The organism is Vibrio sp. CUB2, from assembly GCF_001557945.1.
In the GTDB taxonomy this organism is placed as follows: Bacteria; Pseudomonadota; Gammaproteobacteria; order Enterobacterales; family Vibrionaceae; genus Vibrio; species Vibrio owensii.
In genome coordinates, this window is the sequence record NZ_LNRB01000001.1 from 102,596 (window position 1) to 124,118 (window position 21,523).

Annotated in this window: 21 protein-coding genes; 11 read left to right on the forward strand and 10 right to left on the reverse strand. The window is 46.9% G+C overall.

Translation table 11 applies throughout. The annotated features are described in order from the left end of the window. The first annotated feature begins 297 nt into the window (after window positions 1–297). The 5 genes from ATB78_RS30030 to ATB78_RS00465 all read left to right on the forward strand — a co-directional run bounded on the left by ATB78_RS30030 (window position 298) and on the right by ATB78_RS00465 (window position 7,960). Window positions 298–735, forward strand: coding sequence for a hypothetical protein (locus ATB78_RS30030; protein ID WP_061007483.1), 438 nt, complete (start codon window positions 298–300; stop codon window positions 733–735). A gap of 135 nt (window positions 736–870) precedes the next feature. Further along, window positions 871–2,262, forward strand: a complete 1,392-nt coding sequence (locus tag ATB78_RS00450) for a TolC family protein (RefSeq protein WP_061007484.1) — start codon at window positions 871–873, stop codon at window positions 2,260–2,262. 164 nt (window positions 2,263–2,426) lie between these two features. Beyond that, window positions 2,427–4,133: an efflux RND transporter periplasmic adaptor subunit gene (locus tag ATB78_RS00455; protein WP_061007485.1), complete on the forward strand. Its 1,707-nt coding sequence runs from the start codon at window positions 2,427–2,429 to the stop codon at window positions 4,131–4,133. Between the two features lie 2 nt (window positions 4,134–4,135). After that, the gene (locus ATB78_RS00460; RefSeq protein ID WP_061007486.1) at window positions 4,136–7,315 is read left to right on the forward strand and encodes an efflux RND transporter permease subunit; all 3,180 of its coding nucleotides are present in this window, start codon (window positions 4,136–4,138) and stop codon (window positions 7,313–7,315) included. A gap of 78 nt (window positions 7,316–7,393) precedes the next feature. Further along, window positions 7,394–7,960, forward strand: coding sequence for a cupredoxin family protein (locus ATB78_RS00465; protein WP_005425081.1), 567 nt, complete (start codon window positions 7,394–7,396; stop codon window positions 7,958–7,960). Between the two features lie 77 nt (window positions 7,961–8,037). Here the strand turns inward: ATB78_RS00465 and ATB78_RS00470 are convergent, their stop codons facing one another. Beyond that, window positions 8,038–8,565: an autotransporter domain-containing protein gene (locus tag ATB78_RS00470; RefSeq protein ID WP_005425112.1), complete on the reverse strand. Its 528-nt coding sequence runs from the start codon at window positions 8,563–8,565 to the stop codon at window positions 8,038–8,040. A 150-nt stretch (window positions 8,566–8,715) separates the two neighbouring features. Between ATB78_RS00470 and ATB78_RS00475 the strand changes: the two genes are divergently transcribed. Next, a complete protein-coding gene (locus tag ATB78_RS00475; protein ID WP_061007487.1) occupies window positions 8,716–9,624 on the forward strand; it encodes a LysR family transcriptional regulator in 909 nt (302 codons plus the stop codon). Between the two features lie 112 nt (window positions 9,625–9,736). Here the strand turns inward: ATB78_RS00475 and ATB78_RS00480 are convergent, their stop codons facing one another. Continuing rightward, window positions 9,737–10,267, reverse strand: a complete 531-nt coding sequence (locus ATB78_RS00480) for a hypothetical protein (RefSeq protein WP_041056864.1) — start codon at window positions 10,265–10,267, stop codon at window positions 9,737–9,739. 110 nt (window positions 10,268–10,377) lie between these two features. Continuing rightward, a complete protein-coding gene (locus ATB78_RS00485) occupies window positions 10,378–11,709 on the reverse strand; it encodes a ferric reductase-like transmembrane domain-containing protein (protein ID WP_061007488.1) in 1,332 nt (443 codons plus the stop codon). A 212-nt stretch (window positions 11,710–11,921) separates the two neighbouring features. Here ATB78_RS00485 and blaCARB point away from each other — a divergent pair, with 212 nt between their 5' ends. From blaCARB to ATB78_RS00500, 3 genes are all read left to right on the forward strand, one after another. Next, window positions 11,922–12,773, forward strand: a complete 852-nt coding sequence (gene blaCARB / locus ATB78_RS00490; protein ID WP_061007489.1) for a CARB/PSE/RTG family carbenicillin-hydrolyzing class A beta-lactamase — start codon at window positions 11,922–11,924, stop codon at window positions 12,771–12,773. 129 nt (window positions 12,774–12,902) lie between these two features. Then, window positions 12,903–13,418 (forward strand): TetR/AcrR family transcriptional regulator, encoded by a 516-nt coding sequence (locus tag ATB78_RS00495; RefSeq protein ID WP_061007490.1) that lies wholly within the window; start codon window positions 12,903–12,905, stop codon window positions 13,416–13,418. Further along, entirely contained in the window at window positions 13,418–14,470 is a 1,053-nt protein-coding gene (locus tag ATB78_RS00500; protein ID WP_179946988.1) for an alcohol dehydrogenase family protein, read from the forward strand. The genes ATB78_RS00495 and ATB78_RS00500 overlap by 1 nt, the downstream gene beginning before the upstream one ends. A 95-nt stretch (window positions 14,471–14,565) precedes the next feature. On the opposite strand, the gene ATB78_RS00505 is transcribed toward ATB78_RS00500, so the two are convergent. Then, a complete protein-coding gene (locus ATB78_RS00505) occupies window positions 14,566–15,138 on the reverse strand; it encodes an N-acetyltransferase (protein WP_061007492.1) in 573 nt (190 codons plus the stop codon). A gap of 7 nt (window positions 15,139–15,145) precedes the next feature. Then, window positions 15,146–16,309 carry a MerR family transcriptional regulator gene (locus tag ATB78_RS00510; RefSeq protein WP_061007493.1) on the reverse strand — a complete coding sequence of 388 codons (1,164 nt, stop codon included), beginning with the start codon at window positions 16,307–16,309 and terminating at the stop codon, window positions 15,146–15,148. 194 nt (window positions 16,310–16,503) lie between these two features. Here ATB78_RS00510 and ATB78_RS00515 point away from each other — a divergent pair, with 194 nt between their 5' ends. After that, window positions 16,504–17,157, forward strand: a complete 654-nt coding sequence (locus tag ATB78_RS00515; protein WP_061007494.1) for a DsbA family oxidoreductase — start codon at window positions 16,504–16,506, stop codon at window positions 17,155–17,157. Between the two features lie 70 nt (window positions 17,158–17,227). On the opposite strand, the gene ATB78_RS00520 is transcribed toward ATB78_RS00515, so the two are convergent. From ATB78_RS00520 to ATB78_RS29230, 5 genes are all read right to left on the reverse strand, one after another. Beyond that, window positions 17,228–17,626 (reverse strand): NUDIX domain-containing protein, encoded by a 399-nt coding sequence (locus ATB78_RS00520; RefSeq protein WP_061007495.1) that lies wholly within the window; start codon window positions 17,624–17,626, stop codon window positions 17,228–17,230. Between the two features lie 19 nt (window positions 17,627–17,645). Continuing rightward, window positions 17,646–18,161 carry a GNAT family N-acetyltransferase gene (locus ATB78_RS00525; RefSeq protein ID WP_061007496.1) on the reverse strand — a complete coding sequence of 172 codons (516 nt, stop codon included), beginning with the start codon at window positions 18,159–18,161 and terminating at the stop codon, window positions 17,646–17,648. A 127-nt stretch (window positions 18,162–18,288) separates the two neighbouring features. Next, complete coding sequence (locus ATB78_RS00530) at window positions 18,289–18,651, reverse strand: VOC family protein (protein WP_061007497.1); 363 nt, start codon at window positions 18,649–18,651, stop codon at window positions 18,289–18,291. Between the two features lie 115 nt (window positions 18,652–18,766). Continuing rightward, complete coding sequence (locus ATB78_RS00535; protein WP_061007498.1) at window positions 18,767–20,173, reverse strand: cytochrome-c peroxidase; 1,407 nt, start codon at window positions 20,171–20,173, stop codon at window positions 18,767–18,769. A gap of 357 nt (window positions 20,174–20,530) precedes the next feature. Further along, window positions 20,531–20,683 (reverse strand): hypothetical protein, encoded by a 153-nt coding sequence (locus ATB78_RS29230; protein WP_005452601.1) that lies wholly within the window; start codon window positions 20,681–20,683, stop codon window positions 20,531–20,533. Between the two features lie 271 nt (window positions 20,684–20,954). Between ATB78_RS29230 and speG the strand changes: the two genes are divergently transcribed. Further along, window positions 20,955–21,479: a spermidine N1-acetyltransferase gene (gene speG / locus ATB78_RS00540; RefSeq protein WP_009706233.1), complete on the forward strand. Its 525-nt coding sequence runs from the start codon at window positions 20,955–20,957 to the stop codon at window positions 21,477–21,479. The last annotated feature ends 44 nt before the right edge of the window (window positions 21,480–21,523 follow it).

The window sequence follows — 21,523 nt, forward strand, 5'->3', positions numbered from 1 at the left end:
CAAATCCAAATCTGCACAAGTAAAACCATGCATTCTATAAGGATAATCATTTGTAAGACAAGTTAGTGTGATGTAAAACTTATAAACCACATTTTTCACGTGTCATAAAAAGCGAGGGCTTCTTTCGCTAACTTTCAACACTCGGTGTTTAACAAACGTTTTACTCCCTCGAAAGTGCGAAAACTGAAGGGGTGGACTATTTTGATAATAAGAGCAATAAATGATTGACCTTACCCTTAGGTTAACCTTTAGAATCGAAGGGTTTTCATCATTTTCATCAAACACATGGGAAAGGGTATGCACTTAAAATCGCTGCATACAATCTGGTTAACTCTCTTCACGACGCTAGTGCTATTGGTATCTAGTGTGGCGAACAGTGAGCCGTTGATGAATATTCAAATGATGTCTACTGGCATGGCACATCATTCGTCTATGATGAGTGAAAGTGAACACTGCGGTATGCCTGGCATGATGGACGTCTCCATGACAGACGTTTCTATGTCCGAAGCTTCCGTAGCAGAAAATAGCGATGCAAGAGAAACCAGCATGAACTGTGGTGGAGGCTCCGGCATGGTTCATACCTGCTGTACTGCCGCGTGTACGATAGTTTTCGTCCCCCTACCGAATCCTGTCAATAGCCCGATGCCCGTCGTCTATCGCGCAACTATTACTCCTGAAGTTGCTTCCCCAGTCGTACACGTCAGCCGCGACCTGTACCGACCTCCAATAGCCTAAATCCGTCCTAGCATTCGACCCTGCGCCTGTATCGCAGGTTGTTTTAATGCGCCTGAACGATGAGGTAACAAGGCTTTACTGTTCCCGCAATAAAATCCGCACCTCCATCGATCCGGCGAACACTGGATTTAGATTATGGATATCAAACCATACCGCTTAGCTGCACCTATTTTTATGGTGGCTCTGGTCGCTGCGCCAACCTTGGTTAACGCCGCAGGTAAAGAGACGCACGCAGCGCAAAATTCCGCATCAAGTGAGCGAGCTTCAACGACCAAGCTTGCCCAACTGATCAACGTCGCTTTGAGTAACGATGGCAATCGTAAACAATACTCAGCGCAATCTGCTGCCATGCGTGAAACGGGCGTCGCGAGTGCGACCTTGATGGACCCAAAACTGAAAGTGGGTTTTGGTGGCTTGCCTGTCGACAGCTTCAAATTCGATGAAGACCCAATGACCAATATCTCCGTTGGTTTAATGCAACAGTTTGAGCGTGGCTCTACGCTTGATTTACAGCAGAAGAAAGCCAATCAACAAGCCGACGGCCTTGGGCTTCAAGTTCATGCTCGTGAGCTTGAGGTAGCCAACAGCATGACTCAACTTTGGTTAGAACTTGGTTACCAGCAACGCGCGGAGCAAATCATGCTTGAGAACCGCAAGTTGATGAAGGAAATGGAAAGCTTTATTCAAACCAACTATTCGATTGGTAAGAGTGAAGCGCAAGATCTGCTCAACGCCCAACTTCAAGTCAGCAAGTTGGATGAGAAACTGCAAGCCAATGCACAAATGCAACGTCGTCTTATCTCTCAACTCTCCGAATGGTTGGGGTCAGATTGGTTGGCAAACGAACAGGCTCTGCACGCAAGCAATCAATTGAACTGGGACATGCTGAACAACAAACTTGCTTCCAGCATCGACTCCACCAAGCACTACCAGCAACTCAGCCAACACCCGATGGTTAAGATGGCCGACGTCAGCATTTCTGCCAATAAAACTCAGGTAGAAATTGCGGAGCAAGCCTACAACCCGCAATTTGGCGTCGAAGTAATGTATGCCTACCGTCAAGCTGACAACATGATGGGAGAGCCCGCTTCCGATTTGGTCAGCGCTTACCTCACCATGGACATTCCGTTGTTCACAGGGGACCGCCAAGACCGCAATCTCGCGGCCGCTCAATACCAAGTTGGCGCGGCACAATCACAAAAGGACACCTTACTAACGCAGATGAATGCCAAGGTGAACACTTTGCTGGTTGATCGCGGCAACTTAACCCAGCGTTTAGAACGTTATCAAACCACCTTATTGCCTCAAGCGAAAGCGCGCATTCAAGCCGTTGAGCGGGGTTATCAAAACAACACAGCGCAGTTTAACGATGTGATTTCTGCCACGACTGACGAGTTAGCACTGCAATTAGAGCAACAACGTCTGCTGACCGATCTCAACATCGCAAACAGCAATTTAGCCACCCTACTCGGTGGTTTCGACTATCAAGTGGCTTCACCGGAATCTCGCTCTATTTCGACATATTAATTTGTGATTCCCCAAGACAGTTGGGGCTACAGCTAGGCGGCAAACGAGAGAATCCCATGAGCACTTTCCCTAACAAACTAAGGGATCTGCTATGTGATTTGGGTGAACGAGAGCAGGCAACAACGCTGTAGCGTCAAATGTGAAGGGAAAAATAAGGTAAAACAATGAAAACATTTAAGATTGCAACCATCGCGCTGATTGTTGGTGGTGCTTTAGGGTTTGGTGCTAATCATTTTATTACGGGCTCGGCTCACGACATGAGTGCGATGGGTGGCGAATCTGCTGCAAGCTCTAACGATCCGCTTTACTGGGTTGCCCCAATGGATCCGAACTACAAACGCGACAAGCCGGGGAAATCCCCAATGGGCATGGATTTAATTCCGGTTTACGCGGAAGATCTATCTGGTGAGAAAAGTGCACCGGGTACTATCACTATCGACCCTTCCGTTGAAAACAACCTGGGTGTAAAGACAGCAAAAGTCACCTTGGAAAAACTGTCCCCACGTATCGAGACCGTTGGTTATATCGCCTTCGATGAAAGTCTGTTGTGGCAGACCAACGTACGTGTTGCGGGTTGGGTTGAGAAACTCTACATCAACGCCGTCGGTGAAAAAGTGAAGAAAGGCGATGTTCTTTTCACTCTCTACTCTCCAGAACTGGTTAAAGCACAAGAAGAATTGCTGAATGCTTACCGTACAGGCCGCCAAGGTCTAGTGAAAGGCGCGACCGAACGCTTGGTAACGCTTGGGGTTGACCGTGCTCAAATCAAATCCATTACTCGTCGTGGCAAAGCATCGCAAACCATTGAAATCAAAGCACCGGCTGACGGTGTTATCGCAAGTTTAAACGTGCGTGAAGGTGGCTATTTATCCCCGGCTCAAGCGGTGATCAGTGCAGGTCCTTTGGACAATGTTTGGGTTGATGCGGAAGTCTTTGAGCGTCAAGCGCACTGGATGAAAGCGGGTTCTCAAGCCACGATGACCCTTGATGCGATTCCGGGCAATGAATGGCAGGGTGTCGTGGATTACGTGTACCCAATCCTTGATCCGAAAACACGTACATTGCGTGTTCGCCTTAAATTCCCTAACCCAAATGGCGAATTAAAACCAAACATGTTTGCTAACATCGCGCTGCAACCCGTGACCGACGATGCCGTATTAACCATTCCTAAGTCCTCCGTCATTCGTTCCGGTGGTATGACTCGTGTGGTCCTGGCAGAAGGCGATGGTAAATACCGCTCAGCTCGAATTGAAGTCGGTCGTGAAGCCGGAGAGCAAATCGAGGTATTACAAGGTCTGAAGCAAGATGACAAGATTGTCACCTCTGCGCACTTCATGCTCGATTCTGAATCTAGCCAATCTGCAGATCTATCTCGTATTAACGGTGTCGAACCAGAAGCAGAAACGGCATGGGCAAAAGGTGAAATCACCGATGTAATGAAAGATCACCGCATGCTGACCATCAACCACCAGCCGGTACCAGAGTGGGATTGGCCTGGCATGGTGATGAACTTCACTTTAGCTGATGGCGTCGAGATGGGTGACTTGAAAAAAGGTCAGGCTATCGAATTTGAAATGCAAAAGACAGAATCTGGCCAGTACCAAATCATCGACTACAAGGCAGATGAAAGCGTCATTGCAGCAGAAGTTTGGCTAACTGGTGACATCACGATGCTGATGGCTGATTTCGGCATGATCACTTTAAACCATCTGCCAGTAGCTGAATGGAACTGGGATGCAGGCGAGATGAACTTCTCTGTCGGTGAAGAGGTGGATTTATCCGGTTTTGAAGAAGGACAAAAGGTTCGATTTCTAGTTGAAAAACAAGGGTCTGACTATGTTCTTAAACAGCTAGAGGCCGTTGAGGAGTAATTATGATCAGTGCAATTATTCGTTGGTCGCTCAACAACCGCTTTCTAGTGTTGATCGCCACTCTAGCGCTCGTTCTGGGTGGACTTTACAGTGTAAAGAATACACCTGTTGACGCCATTCCGGATCTTTCTGATGTGCAAGTGATCATCAAGACAAGCTATCCGGGCCAAGCTCCTCAAGTTGTCGAGGATCAAGTTACTTACCCACTCACCACCGCCATGCTTGCCGTGCCGGGTGCTGAGACAGTTCGTGGCTACTCCTTCTTTGGTGACTCTTACGTTTATATCATTTTCAACGATGATACCGACATGTACTGGGCACGTTCACGCGTGTTGGAGTACTTAAGCCAAGTAGCACCAAAGCTACCACCAAACGCAAAACCGACGTTAGGTCCTGATGCAACGGGTGTGGGCTGGGTTTACAGCTACGTATTACAAGACAAAACCGGTAAGCACGATTTAGCCGAACTTCGTAGCCTGCAAGACTGGTTCTTGAAGTACGAACTGCAAACCGTTGATGGCGTTTCTGAAGTCGCGACCGTTGGCGGCATGGTTAAGCAGTACCAAGTACAAATTGATCCTGCCAAGCTGCGTGCGTACAACCTCACTTTGCAGCAAGTGAATATGGCAATCCAAAATGGTAACCAAGAAACCGGCGCGTCCGTTATCGAAGTGGCCGAAGCTGAACACATGGTTCGTACCACGGGTTACCTAACCAGCATTGAAGACATCAAATCACTGCCTCTAAAAGTCACTGAGAAAGGCACGCCGTTGCTACTAGGCGACATCGCTGACATTAACCTTGGTCCACAAATGCGCCGTGGTATCTCAGAGCTCAATGGCGAAGGAGAAGCGGTAGGTGGCGTTATCGTAATGCGCTTTGGCGAGAACGCGAGTGAAGTCATTGCAAAAGTAAAAGACAAGCTTGCAGACCTACAGCGCGGCCTACCAGAAGGTGTTGAAATTGTTGCGACTTACGACCGTTCGACTCTGATTGATGCAGCAGTAGAAAACCTATGGAAGAAACTTGCAGAAGAGTTCATCGTCGTTGCGATTGTGTGTGCGTTGTTCTTATTCCACATTCGTTCTTCGTTGGTTATCGCTCTGAGCCTACCGGTCGGCATTCTCACTGCGTTTATCGTAATGCATTGGCAAGGTATTAATGCCAACATTATGTCCCTTGGTGGTATCGCGATTGCTATCGGCGCCATGGTGGATGGTGCAATCGTTATGATCGAAAACGTTCACAAGCACATTGAACGAACGCCACTGACCGATAAAAACCGATGGCAAGTCATCAGTAAGGCGGCCGAAGAAGTCGGCGCTCCACTGTTCTTCTCATTGCTGATCATTACTCTAAGCTTCGTGCCTGTGTTCGCCTTAGAAGGTCAGGAAGGCAAGATGTTCTCGCCACTTGCCTTCACTAAGACGTACGCCATGGCAGCGGCAGCAGGTTTGGCAATCACACTCGTCCCTGTACTTATGGGCTACTTCATTCGCGGTAAGGTATTACCGGAGCACAAAACCCCGGTTAACCGCGGCTTGGTCGCGTTGTACCGTCCGCTGTTGAACCCCAGCTTAAAATCCCCTAAGACCATGATTGTTATCGCATTAGGTCTAATGGCGTCGGCTTATTACCCAACCAGTAAGCTGGGTAGCGAGTTCATCCCGCCGCTGGATGAAGGTGACTTAATGTACATGCCAACAACCTATCCGGGCATCTCGATTGGTAAGGCTCGTGAGCTGCTACAGCAAACCAATAAGCTGATCAAAACCGTCCCAGAAGTACAGACGGTATGGGGCAAGATTGGTCGAGCTGAGACCGCAACCGATCCAGCGCCACTCACCATGATTGAAACCGTGATTCAGTTGAAGCCACGTGATCAATGGCGTGAAGGGGTGACGACAGAATCACTGCGTAAAGAGTTCGATGATCTAGTGCAATTCCCAGGATTAACCAACGCTTGGGTAATGCCGATCAAAACGCGTATCGACATGCTGGCAACGGGCATCAAAACCCCTATCGGCATTAAGATCGCCGGTCCCGATCTGAAAGTGATTGAGAAGATCGGTTCTCAGTTGGAGCCAATTCTTAATGGCGTTCAAGGCACAGCATCGGTTTATGCAGAACGTGTAGCAGGAGGTCGCTATGTCACGATCGACATTAAACGTCGTGCCGCAGCACGTTACGGCTTGAGCATCAAAGACGTTCAGCAAGTGATCTCCACTGCGGTGGGCGGCATGAATGTGGGTGAAACCATCGAAGGCTTGGAGCGTTACCCAATCAACGTTCGTTACCCACAAGACTACCGCGACTCAGTGGTTAAACTGCAAAACCTGCCGTTAGTCACTCCAAATGGCGCTCGTATTGCACTGGCTGATGTCGCGGACATTCGTTATGAAGACGGGCCTCCGATGATCAAGACAGAAAACGCACGCCCGAACGGCTGGGTATTTGTCGACATCGATGGTCGTGACCTTGGATCTTACGTCGTAGAAGCGCAACAGGTTGTTGCTGATCAATTGGAACTTCCTGCGGGTTACTCGCTGGCTTGGTCTGGTCAATACGAATACATGGAGCGTGCAAAAGACCGCTTGAGTGTCGTGGTACCAATCACCATCGCCATCATTATGCTGCTGCTTTACTTCAGCTTCCGTCGTGTCGGCGAAGTGATGATCATCATGCTTACCCTACCGCTCGCTATGGTCGGTGGTTTGTGGCTTATGCATATCCTCAACTATAACTTCTCGATTGCCGTTGGGGTCGGCTTTATTGCCCTAGCAGGTGTCGCGGTTGAAATTGGGGTCATCATGCTCGTCTACCTCAACCAAGCATGGCACTACAAGAAGCTAGATGCGGAAGAGAGCCAACAGAAGCTTGAGGCGAAAGACCTAACCGATGCCATTCGTGAAGGTGCAGGCCTGCGTGTCCGCCCAGTAATGATGACGGTACTGACGGTCATTATTGGCCTTATTCCAATCATGTACGGCGAAGGTACAGGGTCAGAAGTAATGCAACGTATCGCTGCACCAATGATTGGAGGTATGGCATCAGCACTACTACTGACGCTATTAGTACTGCCAGCCATCTTCAAGCTGTGGAAACAACGTGAGTTGTGCCAAAGCAATGCGACTAATCACCAAGCTAGCACACAAGCTAGTGATGTAAACAACAACGCTTAATCCCTACTTTCCCCTCAAACGTTAAGTTTTGAGGGGAAACAACCAAATTATTAATGAATTAAAACAAGGATATAAAAGATGAAAAAGACACTAATCACTCTTGCTCTAGCTTTAACAACAACGACTGCTTTTGCACAAATGGATCATTCAAACATGGATCATGGCGATATGGATCATAGCAATATGAAGCATGAAAACATGGACCACGGCAGCATGAAGATGGATCACAGCAAAATGGACCACTCCAACATGATGGATATGCCAGGCATGTCTGCGGTAGGTATGCCAGCAAAAGGCGCAAAGCCAGATAAAGTGGTACACGTACTCTTGAGTGATGACATGACGATCAAGTTCAAGAAAGACGTCAAGATTGAGCCAAACGATGTGGTGCAGTTTGTAGTCATGAACACGGGTAAAATCAACCACGAGTTTACGATCGGTTCTGCCAAAGAGCAGCTAGAACATCGTGAAATGATGAAGAACATGAGTGGTGACCACATGCACGATTCAGGCAACGCAGTCACGGTTGAGCCGGGTAAAGCCAAGCAATTACTGTGGCACTTCCACGGAGACAACAAGGTTGAGTTCGCTTGTAACATTCCAGGTCACGCAGAAGCGGGAATGGTTAAAAAGATTGAACTGTAAATAATGACCTGAGGAAACAAAGGAGCTGACAGTTAAGCTCCTTTTTTCTATTTGAGCCAATAACAGTGAGGGGAAACTCAGAAGTTATAAGCCGCCATCACGCGAATTGCGGTTTCCTCTTCTTCTGAAAGACTCAGGTCTTCATCTATTTTGTATCCTTCCACAATCAAACCAACGCGAGCAATATCGACTTTGACTCCCAGCGTTGGTGTGATGTTGTTCTGATTTAAAGATTCCACATGTTCGCTGGTTTCTTCATTAAAGTACTCGATCTCGACATCGTTGTAGTTCACACCAATACGCGGCGTAATCGCGAGCATGTCGCTCAAACGGATTTCATACCCCAGTGCAGTATGCAGCCCCCATACTTGCTTTTCAGCCGAGTAAATTCCATTTTCCTCTTTTTCTCCACTGTCTAAGGGCGCATTAAATCCGATTGACCAGTTAAGGTTAGGTAACACCTCAGCACCGATTTCCACACTCAAGACCTCATGATCATCCATAAAAGTGACGCCACCCGCGACAAATGGGTCCTGCTCTTTCGCAAAAACAGGCGCACTGACTAGTAGCACCAAAATGAATAAGCCAAATAGATCTTTAAGCATGACACCTCCGGATAGTGAATACGTTAATTTGCCACTATCAGAATACGTGGATTACATGCGCATTTTTGAAGGTTAAGAAGCTCAAATTTGAACCTTTGAACACCACACAATGTCGTAACCAACGACGTAAATTTATGCTTAAGGCGCTTTGTGAAACACTCCATAGACCTCAACCTGTATCGCTTTTTAAACCTGATTTTTGAACAGAAGTCGTTGCCCAAGGTGTGCCATACGCTCGATATCAGCCGAGCCACGTTTAATCGCCAGCTGGCCGACTGCCGCGAGCTATTTGGCAACGAGCTTTTCATTGCCAACAAAGGGCTGTATTTCCCAACCCTGTTTTGCAGTCAACTCATGAGCATTATCGAGGAGCCGTTAGAACAACTGGAGTCTGCTCAAACTCAAGTCAACGTCCTTGAAGCCGCTACACAACCGACCCAATTTCGCTTTTTTGTACCGAACCCTCTTAGCGCTATTCTCACCACTCCGTTACTCGAATTGCTCAGCCAACACGACAATATCGCTGACTTCTCAATGGTGGATTGGAATCTTGAAGGCATCGAATTTCCAAAAGCGGGTTCACTCGCCGTCGGCATTTCTGGTTACCCTTCCGTCATGAATGAACGCGTGGTTGAGCGGAAAATCGGTGAACTAGGTTTGTATCTCTATACCTCGCAGAACAACCCGCTTTGGCAACATGAACGTATTGATATTCAGCGCCTACAAAACGAAAAACTGGTGCGAGTGTCGATGGGCGCACTGGATGACGCCATTTACTACGAGAGGGTGAAACGCCAACTTGGGTTTGCTTTGGAAAGACGCTTAACCGTGCCATCGGTTCATGCCGCTTTGGATTGGTTAATCAAAACCGATTATGTTCTGATTTGCTTTGCCCTGCCCGATTCGGCTTTGCCGCAAGGCATCAAGAAGATTCCGCTGATTCAGGATAACGCTCAGATGTTCTTTGATATCGGCTTGCAGTTTCACCGTGGCTATTATCAACACCCAACGATAGTGAAATTAGAAAAGCACCTGTCCGATATTCTCAACGATTTATAACTTCGTTGGTCATTCTGGGCACATAATGGAAACAAAAAAGCCGCCCGGTACAGGCGGCAAACAAGCAGTATGTGCAATAAAACGATAAAAATATAAAGGTCGATGAAAAACGTTAGAAGTTGAAGCTCAACGTAGCGCGAACCACATCTTCTTCAAATTCTTTACCATTGATCGGGTTAACCGCTGAGTCGTTGATCTTACCGTAATCAACCGTTAGGCCAACCATACGCCAGTTAACCGTACCGCCAACAGAAGCGTAAACACTATCAATGTTCATGCTCTGGCCAGAGTGAGTGCCACTATTGATATCAACGTCCGCATTAAAGTAGTTGATACCAAGCTTAGGAATGATATCGAACTCAGCAATTTCAAAGCGGTAACCAATGTTCGCGTACATACCCCAAGCGTCTTGATCGTTCTTTACGGGCATATCAATTGCGTCAGAACCAACGAAAATACCACCACCAGTGACGATGTTGTTGCCCACATCACGGCTGTAACCCAAGGTGTACATTTCGTGGTCACCAACGAAGGTCGCACCCGCTTCAATTGAGTTGTTGCGGCCTTCTGCCAATGCGTGGCCAGAAGCGGTCACTGTTGCCAATGTTGTTAGCGCTAGAATGCGTTTTGATGTGATAGTCATCTTTACTCTCTCGGTTTGGATTTGCTTATTACCCTACCCATTTCTGAATATCGAAATTGAGGCTTAAAAAGCTCACCACTGAGCTAACTTATGACTAACAATCTTGACACTTAGCGCATAATAAATAGCTCTTCGTGATAACTCTGCTCAATATTAAATTGATGCGCATCTAGCTCTTTTTTCAGTGTTTTTGAGAACGCTTCTGGTCCACAGAAATACATTTCATACTGGTTCAAATCACCACACTGAGCAGCAATACGTTCAGCATTCAAACGTGGCGATGTCATGGTATCTATCACATGCAGTTTGACGCTTGCTTGGTGCGCTAAGTGCCAAAGTTCATCAACCAACTGGCCGTCGATACCGCGACTGCAGTAAAACAAATGAACGTCATTAGTTTGCGCTTGCACTTTCAATGCTTCCAAAGCGGCAAAGAAAGAAGCAATCCCTACCCCACCAGCAATCCAGATTTGAGGTTTCTCTAAATCAAATTCCAAACATCCGTAAGGCCCCTCTACCATTACCGCATCGCCCGCTTTTACGCGCTCATACAAGCCGGTAGTAAAGTCGCCTAGCTCTTTGATTAAGAAACGTAATTCATCACTTTCACTGCCAGAGACGATAGTGAACGGATGGGCATCTTCATCACCAAAACGCAAGTAAGCAAATTGCCCTGCTTTGTGACCTTGCCAAGACGCATTTGGTTTAACGACCAATTCCATCACTTCAGCTTGAGGGAAGTAACGTGTCGACGCGACAACCGCAGAATGTTTATTACGACGACCAACGAAGCCAAACAAACTGTAAAGTGCAGCAATCGAACCCACAACTGCGAATGCTACTGTGAGATAGTAAACAGGCTCGCCCCAATACGCGCGCTTGAGCAGCAGTACGGAGTGAATCGCAATCAGCAAATACGCCACAGACATAAAGCGGTGCGATAGTTTAAAGGGTTTGTACTTCACAGCGCCCCATAGAGAAACCACTAGCAAAACCAACAGCATGTAGAAACCCCACTCACCCATGCCTTGAGCAAGATCGCGCAGACCATGAATCCAAGCTTCGATTCCAGAGAGATTACCCTCAGGGCCTGCACCTGTGTGTTTCTCCGGTCTTGCTAATACACCAGACATGACTAGCCACTTCGGCACTTGGTACCAAAGCCAGTGTGCTAAACCTAATGCAACGCCACCGATGCCGAGCCATTTGTGCACTCGATACGCTTTGTCCATGCCATGTAGCCAGTTTTCAACCACAGGAAGGCGCATTGCCAACACCATGGTTATCGACATCAGCATCAAAGACAGAATGCCTGAATATTGGATCATGGCAGATCGCCATTCAAAGACATTGGTAGAAGAGAAAAGCTGCGGTTCCATCGCAAACCATAATAAGGACATCGCGGCGATCATTGCCCAGATGAGATTGCGGAATGTTTTCATGATTGGTTACTCGGTTAATCGACAACTTTACTTTAGCGCTTCACATGTAAAGCAACGTCAATAAGAGTAAAAGCGGGTAAAGCTCGACATATGCAAGGATTCCTACAGAAAAAAGACAAGAATCTAACAGTCATTAGAGTATTCACTCGTTATAGTTCCGGTTAAATTCGCCAAGGTGCGAACTGGAATAAATAACACTAAGAAAATCAATAATGAAAAAGCTATTTCTGCTACTCGGATTGTTAGCCTGTTCGAGTGCAACGTACGCCGCCAAACTGAATGAAGACCTCTCCGCAATTGAAGACCACATTACGGGTCGCATTGGCGTTTCTGTTTGGGACACGCAAACAGACGAAAAGTGGGATTATCGTGGCGACGAGCGCTTCCCAATGATGAGTACCTTTAAAACGCTGGCGTGCGCGGCCATGCTGAAAGACATGGACAGCGAAAAGCTTGATAAAAACGCCACCGCGAAAGTCGAAGAGCGCAGCATGGTGGTGTGGTCACCTGTCATGGATCGAATGGCAGGCCAAACCACGCGTATTGAACATGCCTGTGAAGCCGCAATGCTGATGAGCGACAACACCGCCGCCAACATTGTTTTACGCAGCATTGGTGGTCCGCATGGCGTAACCAGATTCTTGCGTTCTATTGGTGATAAGGCCACTCGCCTTGACCGTTTTGAACCAAGATTGAATGAAGCAAAACCTGGCGACAAGCAAGATACAACAACGCCTAACGCCATGGTAAACACTCTACACACCTTGTTAGAAGGCGATGCACTATCCTACGAGTCACGTATTCAGTTAAAGATTTGGATGCAAGACAACAAAGTCTCTGATTCTTTGATGCGCTCTGTGTTGCCAAAAGGCTGGTCGATTGCCGATCGTTCTGGTGCTGGCGGGTTTGGCTCGCGTGGTATCACGGCGATGATCTGGAAAGAAAACCATAAACCGGTTTACATCAGCATTTACATTACTGAGACCGATTTATCGTTGCAGGCGCGCGACCAAGTCATCGCTCAAATTAGCCAGTTGGTGTTGGACGAATACAAAAATATTTAACGCTAACTTGATGATTTAAAACGGAGCTTTCGGGCTCCGTTTTTTTATGTCTGCGATCTTAGTTGACACAGGTAGAACGATCGCTCTACTCTAAAAGTAGAACATTCATTCTACCCATGAGAAGACGCTATGTTGAAAGAACAGATCGCCGCCAGTTTAGAACAAGCTTTTAGCGAGCTTGGATTTGCCGAGCCGAGTGTGGCACAGCTCAAGACGGCCTGTGGCGTTAGCCTACGCACCTTGTACAAGCACTACCCTTCTAAGGAAGACATGATCGTAGCTGCACTGGAGCACCGCCACCAGCGCTACTTAAACTTCCTGCTGGATAACTCGCCACAAGCCGGGCTAGAAGCGACTCAGCACGTATTCAACAAGCTCAAACAATGGATGGAAGACTACGCACCGCATGGTTGCATGTCGATGAACGCGATTGCGGCATTTCCCGAGCACGACATCATCAACCAAACCGTGAAAGCACACAAAGAAGACGTTCGACAATTTTTGGGTAAACAGAGCCTTCGCCAAGACCTTGCCACGCAGCTGTTCTTATTGCACGAAGGCGTGTCCAGCGCTTGGCCAGTACTGGGTAACGAGGCTCTGAGCTCTGCGCAACAAGCTGTTTTAAGATTGCTAAAGGAAGATTAATCATGACAACACTACCAACCACAATGAAAGGTGTTCTATTGACCGGTCACGGCGGACCAGAAATGTTGGAATACCGCCAAGATATTCCAGTCCCAACGCCAAAAGAGAACGAAGTGCTGATTCGTGTATCCGCAGCAGGCGTGAACAATACCGATATCAATACGCGTATTGGCTGGTACTCAAAAGGCGACAACGATAGCGAGGATGCAAGTTGGAGCGGCAATGCACTGGTTCTCCCACGTATTCAAGGCGCTGACGTCTGTGGCGAGATCGTTGCCGTGGGTAGCATGGTGGATGAAAGCCGCATAGGTGAACGCGTGCTGATTGAACCTTGCTTGAGCGATGTAAATGGCGAAACCATTAATCCACCTTGGTACTTTGGCTCAGAATGCGACGGTGGTTTTGCAGAATACACCGTGGTCTCAGCTAAGCACGCCTACCAACTAAAGACGGATTTAACTGACGTCGAACTTGCGTCTTTCCCATGTTCGTATTCAACGGCAGAAAACATGCTCACGCGATCTCGTGTTGCCAAAGGAGATCGTGTCCTGATTTCTGGTGCTTCCGGCGGTGTCGGCTCTGCGGCGATTCAACTTGCCAAAGCGCGCGGTGCTACTGTTATTGCCATCACAAGCCCAAGCAAAAATGAACAAGTGCTGGGTCTGGGCGCAGATGAAGTCGTGCCACGCAATGCAAATCTTGTGGAAGCGCTTGGCAACAACAGCGTTGACGTAGTGATTGATTTAGTTGCTGGCGACCAGTGGCCACAGTTTCTTGAAGTCTTGCGCCCGAAAGGTCGTTACGCAGTATCAGGTGCCATTGGCGGCGCGATGGTTGAGCTAGACGTTCGCACTTTGTATCTCAAAGATCTCAGCTTCTTTGGTTGTACCGTCCTTGAGCCTGAAGTGTTTGGAAACTTGGTTCATCATATTGAACAAGGCAACATCAAACCACTGGTCGCACATACGTTCCCACTCGAAAACATCAATCAAGCGCAAGCGGCATTCCAAGAGAAGGGACACGTAGGCAAGATGGTTCTTACCTTGAAGTAATACCTGGTAGAACGCATTAATAAGCCCCTCTGCAAGTTCATCGCAGAGGGGCTTTTTCGTTCAGGTTAGGCCACCCAATCACCGGGCTTCATGTGTTACCAGTAAGCAGGACTATCCAAACCTTGCACACAAGAGGATGAGCCTTGGATTGGCGTCAATTCACCTACAAGTGATTGTGCCAACCAACCATGTGGAAAGCTCAAAGTATTAGGCGCTTTGAATTGCGCTTCCGTCACTTGTTGGAAACCAACGCGCGAATAGAAGTTAGGATCGCCGTAGGTAAACACCAACTCGATGCCTTGTTGTTTCAAGTGTTCAAGGCCAAAGTTGATCAGGGCTTGTCCTACGCCTTTGCCTTGCCACTCTGTCAGTGTGGCCATTGGCGACAATAAGTAACCCACTTCACCATTCTCAAAGCTTAATGGCGTAAACAACACGCCTGCGATCAAGCGTTCACCTTGTTTTGCAACAAAGCCTTTCAATTTTTGCTCTGACGTTGTCGTTAACAAATCACCGACGAGTAAACCAATGGTTTTACCTTCTGCTTCACCTTCAGAATCAGAAAAGGTTTGAGTAAACAAAGCGATCATCTCGCTGCTCATGCCTCTCTCATATGGAGAAAGTGTGTAGTTAGATTTTTGAGTATTTTGATTTGTTGTTTCGTTCATTTTTCTATCAATCTTTTTGTAAGATATACATCTGATACGCCACTTCATTACCACGGCGTTTAACGATATCTAATTCAACTTGTATGTCTTTTAATGCTTGTGATGCTGGCATCTCAGCTTTCAAACTTTGCACACGCTCATCTAAAGGAACGTAGTAGTTATCCCATGCCTGTTGGCTAATAGAGAACGTCTCTAACACTCGGTAGCCTACTGCTTTCGCCTGCGCAATACGCTTCTCGACACGGCCCACATCTGGGTATTCTTTTTGCCAAAACGCCACCGTATCTTCGCTTGGTGTATCCGTGTTCCACACCAAATCGCTCACCACTAAGATACCGCCGTCTTTAAGCAATGGGCGCCATGCTTTGAATGCGTTCTCCACACCCATGATGTAAGCACTGCCTTCTGCCCAAATGACATCGGCCGAGCCTTCTGCAAATGGCAGTTCTGTCATGCTCGCACACACCGTGGTGATATTGTCACTTAAGCCAAGAGCCTCAGCTTTGCCTTGTAGGCGTTGCAAAGACGGCTCGTCGTTATCGACCGCAGTGATGTGTGCATGTTTTGCCAAAGTACGAGTCGCAATGCCCTGCCCGCACCCGATTTCCAATATTTCATCAGGTTGAGTTGGTAATAGGCTCAATGCTTTCAACGTATCTTGCTCTGAACCAGGCCCCCAAAACTCCAAGGCTTCAAATACACGGAAGAAGTCCGCCATGTAGTCGTCGTGAGTATTCATATCTTTTGATAACCAACGTAAGTGAAGGGCTTCTTTCTCGCTAAAACCCTGCGTCATCAGCCATTTCAAGTGCGCATCCGGCGCGACTTCATCCAACGATTCATGCCAATCGGTTAACGGTGTTTCACCAAGCAGCGCCGCCAACAACTGGCGCGACTTCTGCTTTTGCTCGATCTCTTCATCGAGCTGTTTGAGTCTTTCCAACATCAACTGTCGATCTACTTTAGCCTCCAAACAGGCTTTACACTCCTTAAGCGTCAGTCCGCCACTCTGCAATTGCTGGATCAAACGCAAGCGTTGTAGATCCGCATCGCTATACGCGCGGTAGCCGTTGCTTAACCGTTGCCCTTTGATGAGCTCAATCTTCTCGTAATAGAGCAATGTGGTGCGAGACAAACCCAGCATCTCTGCCAGTTCCGATATCCGATACATGTAATTTTCCTCAGCGCTGATGAAAGCATCTTAAACTGTAGAGTTATAGACAGGTCAACATGAATTGTAGAAAAAGATACGATGAAAGATAAAACTCGGAGAGAAAAGCATCAGGTTACTAAAAGGTAACTGGTTGAATTCATACTCTTGGTCTCCATATCCATTTTATAACTCGAAAAAGTAAGGTCTGTTTTATGGAATCAGTAATCAAAATCGACGTAGTGTCAGATGTGGTTTGCCCTTGGTGCATCATCGGCTACAAACGCTTAGAACAAGCAATTCAAGAACTAGGATTGGAAGACAAAATTGAGTTGGAATGGCAACCGTTCGAATTGAACCCAAACATGCCAGCAGAAGGTGAAAACCTACGCCAACACCTAGCGAATAAATACGGAACAACACCGGAAGACAGCGTTCGTGCACGCGATAACCTGACTAATCTGGGTAAAGAAGTGGGATTCGACTTTGACTACTTTGATGGCATGAAGATGGTTAACACGCGAGATGCACACGTACTGCTGCAGTGGGCAGAGCAATTTGGTAAGCAAACTGAACTGAAGTTAGCCCTGTTCGCGGCGTTCTTTGGTCAACGCAAAGATGTCTCTGACCGAAGCACACTGGCAGCGATTCTGACTGACATTGGTTTAGATGCAAATATGGGCATCGCCACCCTAGACGACGCAAGTAATGCTGACTCTATCGAGTATCAAGAAAGCCAATGGCATCAACTTGGCGTGAGCTCAGTACCAACAGTGGTGTTCAATATGGAAAGTGCAGTGACAGGCGCTCAACCAGTTGAAGTCTACAAACAGATCCTGAGCGAATACGCAGAAAAACTGGCTAAGTAACAAATCATAAGAAAACGCCCACAATACGTTCGCATTGTGGGCGTTTTTGTATTCTGCTCGAGGTTTAGTGTTATTTCACTAATCCTTGTTCAACCAAGCTCGGGAAAACCTCATTGCGGAAAATCGTGCTTATCGCGATGTCATCCACGTTTGAAGAATCTACCCATTGGCACTCTTCGATTTCGTTACTGGCAACCACCTCGCCCGAATAATCATTAACGAAGAACACATCCATGACCAAAGTAATGCCGTCTTTATCGTGTGCAGGCGCTTCAAAGCGACCAAACAGCGTCAAAGCATCTTCCGCCACGGCAATGCTCACTTCTTCTTGCAGTTCGCGACATAACGCTTGCTTTGACGTTTCGCCACTATCCAGTTTTCCGCCCGGCGCATAGAAGGTGTCTTTCCCTTTTGAGCGCAGCACTAACAGTGCGCCGTTTTTAATGATGATACCTGCTGACTTGTGCATCTTGCTTTCCTTCTAGGCGTTAGAGAAACTTCTCGATCATGACTTCATTGATGTACTGGCCGTTAACCTTGGCATGCTTCTTAGCGGTACCGACCACTTCAAAGCCATGTTTCAGATACGTTGCGAGCGCGTTGGGGTTATCCTCTCGGACATAAGCAAACAACTTTTCATAGCCTTTGGATTTAGCATCAGTAAAAGTGGCGGTAAACAAAGCTGAAGCGACACCTTGTCGGCGACATTTGGCATCGACGAACGTACCAATAATGCCAACGTGCGCGAATGCCTTGGTATAACTGGCGAAAGGCTCTACGTTTTGGAAACCCAGCACGGCGCTGTCTTCTTCATCCGCTTCTTTTACATTCAATGCCACATTGAACACACCCGTTTCAGGAAAGCTTTCAATGAAGCCTTCTTCCTCTTCTGGGGTGAAGGTGGTATCAAGGATGGTATATAAGCCCTCTTCTATGATGGGATTGAGAACTTCGGTGATGCCTTGAGCGTGCTGTTTTTGTGCCTTTGTGACGACAACTTTCATAGTATTTTTCGTTCTTTTTATAAGGATGAAATAGGAGCTCGATTATCTTCTATCTTGATCGTAAAACCAATGACCTAACGATCGTTCGATCAGTAAGTATCCACTGGAGCATCCCATAACTAACGCCCTATAAATAAGCCACTGCTTCGATGTTGTTACCATCGGGATCATAAAAAAACGCTGCGTAGTAATTTGGCGCATAGTGTTCACGCAAACCTGGCTCACCATGACAAGTAAAACCAGCCTCAATACCCGCTTTATGAAAGGCCTCGACGGACGCTTTGTCATTCGCTTTAAACGCAATGTGGCAAGGGGCACTTTGGCCACCCTTTTCTATCAGGAAGCGCGTATTGGCTTCACCAACTAATCCAAAGCCTGCCGCTGCTTCGTCCGACCATTTTAGTTCGATGCCCAGAGGGGTAAGCACCTTGGAGTAAAACGCGATACAGGCATCAAAATCCACAACCTTAATTTCAAAATGATCAATCATATCTATCCCTACTTGATTGAATTTGTTCCATAAAAAAGACCACCTTAATCAAAGGTGGTCTCGATTGCGAAGGCTATCGTTTTATCGGTGACAAACTTGTCGGTAATGCCTCAGCTTAACTTAAAGGGCGGCCTTCATAATCGCCCGTCAGTGTTTTCAAAAACGCTTTGATGGCATCCACTTCTTCATCCGACATTTCCACTCCGACTTGGTATTTACCCATGTCGTAGATGGCTTTTTCTAGCGTATCAGCATGTCCATCGTGGAAGTATGGCGGTGTCAGTTCAATGTTACGCAAGGTTGGCACTTTGAACTTGTGCTTGTCTTCTTTGTTGCCAGTGAAGTTGTAACGACCAAGGTCTGCGTCCGTCATGTCAGTACCACGCTCAGCAAAGTAATCCGCTTTCATACCCATCGTTTCAAACGTTTCACCACCCATCGCTTCACCTGCGTGACAGGTCTGACAATCGTACTTCTTGAACAACATCAAACCGTATTTCTCGTGCGAGTCCAACGCTTGGGTATCACCCATCATGTATTGGTCGAATCGGCTGTTTGGTGTGGTTAAGGTTTTCTCAAACTCGGCAATCGCATCCGTAATGTTGTTGCCATTAATCTCACCTGAGTAAACCTTTTTGAACATCGCAACCATTTCTGGATCTTGGCTTAACTTATCGACGATTTCATCCCAATCCATAGAGCCCATTTCAATCGGGTTAAACGGAGGGCCACCCGCTTGGTCTTGTAGATCCGCGGCACGACCATCCCAGAATTGCAGCTTGTTGTACACAGCATTAAACACGGTTGGCGCATTGATGCCACCCACTTGGCCATGAATACCAACAGACGTTACGAGTCGGTCCACGCCGCCTGTATCAAGGCTATGGCATGACGCACATGAGACACTATTGTCTCCTGATAGTCGCGTGTCGTGATAAAGCACCTTACCCAGTTCAGCCTTGTCTGCATCGGTTTCGAACGTGGTGTAAATTGGTTGTAGAACTTTGGTTTTACGTTCTTCAGATACCGGAGACTGTGCATGACGCTCTGCACGCTTCTCACGAATCCACTTCAATAAGGTGTGTTTTTCGTCTTTCGACATGCTCGCTGACCAGTGCATAGTCAGGTAGATCGCTGGCGGCATTGAGTCGTCGTAAAGCACCTTCTCAAGACGAGCAAGTGCCACTTCAGAAACAGGATCATTCTGCTTCACGTCGCCAAACAGATTGGTCATGTCAAAGTGACGCATGGCCACCTTAACATCCGCTTCCATGATCTGTTTCGCCACTGGCATTTCTGAGTAGAAAGGCATTTCGCTGTTTGGCGTATGACAATAGCCACAACCTTTATCCGCTAAAACCTTCATCGCTTGATAATCCAGCGTAGATTGGTCTAGCGAACTAAATTGCGCCAGATTTTGTTGAGCTACATTTTTATCGTCTTGGTTCACCATGTAAACGGTGCCGAAGTAAGCCACCAAGCCTGCTCCCACGATCCCTAGTGTTATTTTCTTTTTATTCATCACTGTTCCCCTAAATCAGTTGGGGCGAAAGTTATTGAAATGCCAATATTTTTAAAAATGGGAAAAAGGAATAGATATTAATCGAATATTTAGATGAGCAACGAATTTAACATCTAAAGTTTATAAAAACAGACACTTGCAGCGATAAGTGAAAAATACAACATAAAAACAACAACTTAAAACCGGAGGTTTTATTGATATGAGTCAATAATGACGGAGACGACAATATATTAACCAAACATATTAAATTTGATTAAAAATAATTCAGGTCGAAACAAAGTAGGAATTTAGGAAGGAATTGTAGGCACAAAAAAAGGCAGCTCGGGAGCTACCTTTTTAGCAAGTCAGCAAATGTAATTATGCTTTCTTAAGATCTTTAGCTGGGTAAGTTAGTGTCTTTTCGCCAGCTTTAACGTGTGCGTAAAAACCGCCGCTGCTTAGACCTGTAACAACCATTTCGCCTAGTTCGATACCTTTAGTAGCTACTACTACGTCACCGATTGAAAACATATTTAATACCTTGTTTCTGTAGATTATGACCTTAAGTCGTTGGCGGTATTTAATCTGAAATTGCACCCTTAACCTAATCAGGTTTTTTGTCGTCATGATTAAGTTTCATTATTGCCGTAGCCCTTATAGATAAAGGCGTTGCAAGGGTATGACGAAGATCGCTTTTACGACCCTAAACTCTTAGAAGTAAAGGGGAGATTTCCCTCTAATGGGCTAAGATGGCTTGGTTATAGTCGCATTTGATTATGCTTTTGCTCTCTGGAGATAGACGATGAAAAATGGTCTCACAATTCGTGCTTTAGAACGTTCAGACCTGCGCTTTATTCACGACCTCAACAACAACCGCAACATCATGACGTACTGGTTTGAAGAGCCTTACGAATCTCATGATGAATTAGAAGAACTGTATCGCAAGCACATTCACGACGATGCAGAGCGACGCTTTGTAGTGGAAGACGAACACGGTGTCTTAATTGGTCTGGTCGAGTTGATTGAGATTAACTACATCCACCGCAGCGCCGAATTCCAAATCATCATCGCCCCAGACCACCAAGGACGAGGCTATGCCGAAGAGGTGATCAATCGTGCTTTGGATTATTCATTCTCGATTCTTAACCTGCACAAAATCTACCTGTTGGTTGCCTTGGACAATGAAAAAGCGATCCACCTTTACCAGAAGTGCGGCTTTATTGAAGAAGGCCACCTCGTGCAAGAGTTCTTCATCAACGGTAGCTACCGCGATGTAAAACGCATGTACATCCTGCAAGACCAATACCGCGCAGAGCTAGAGAGCTGATCCGTTCTGATATGGGTTGGCACTTTTTAATTAAAACGCAGCCG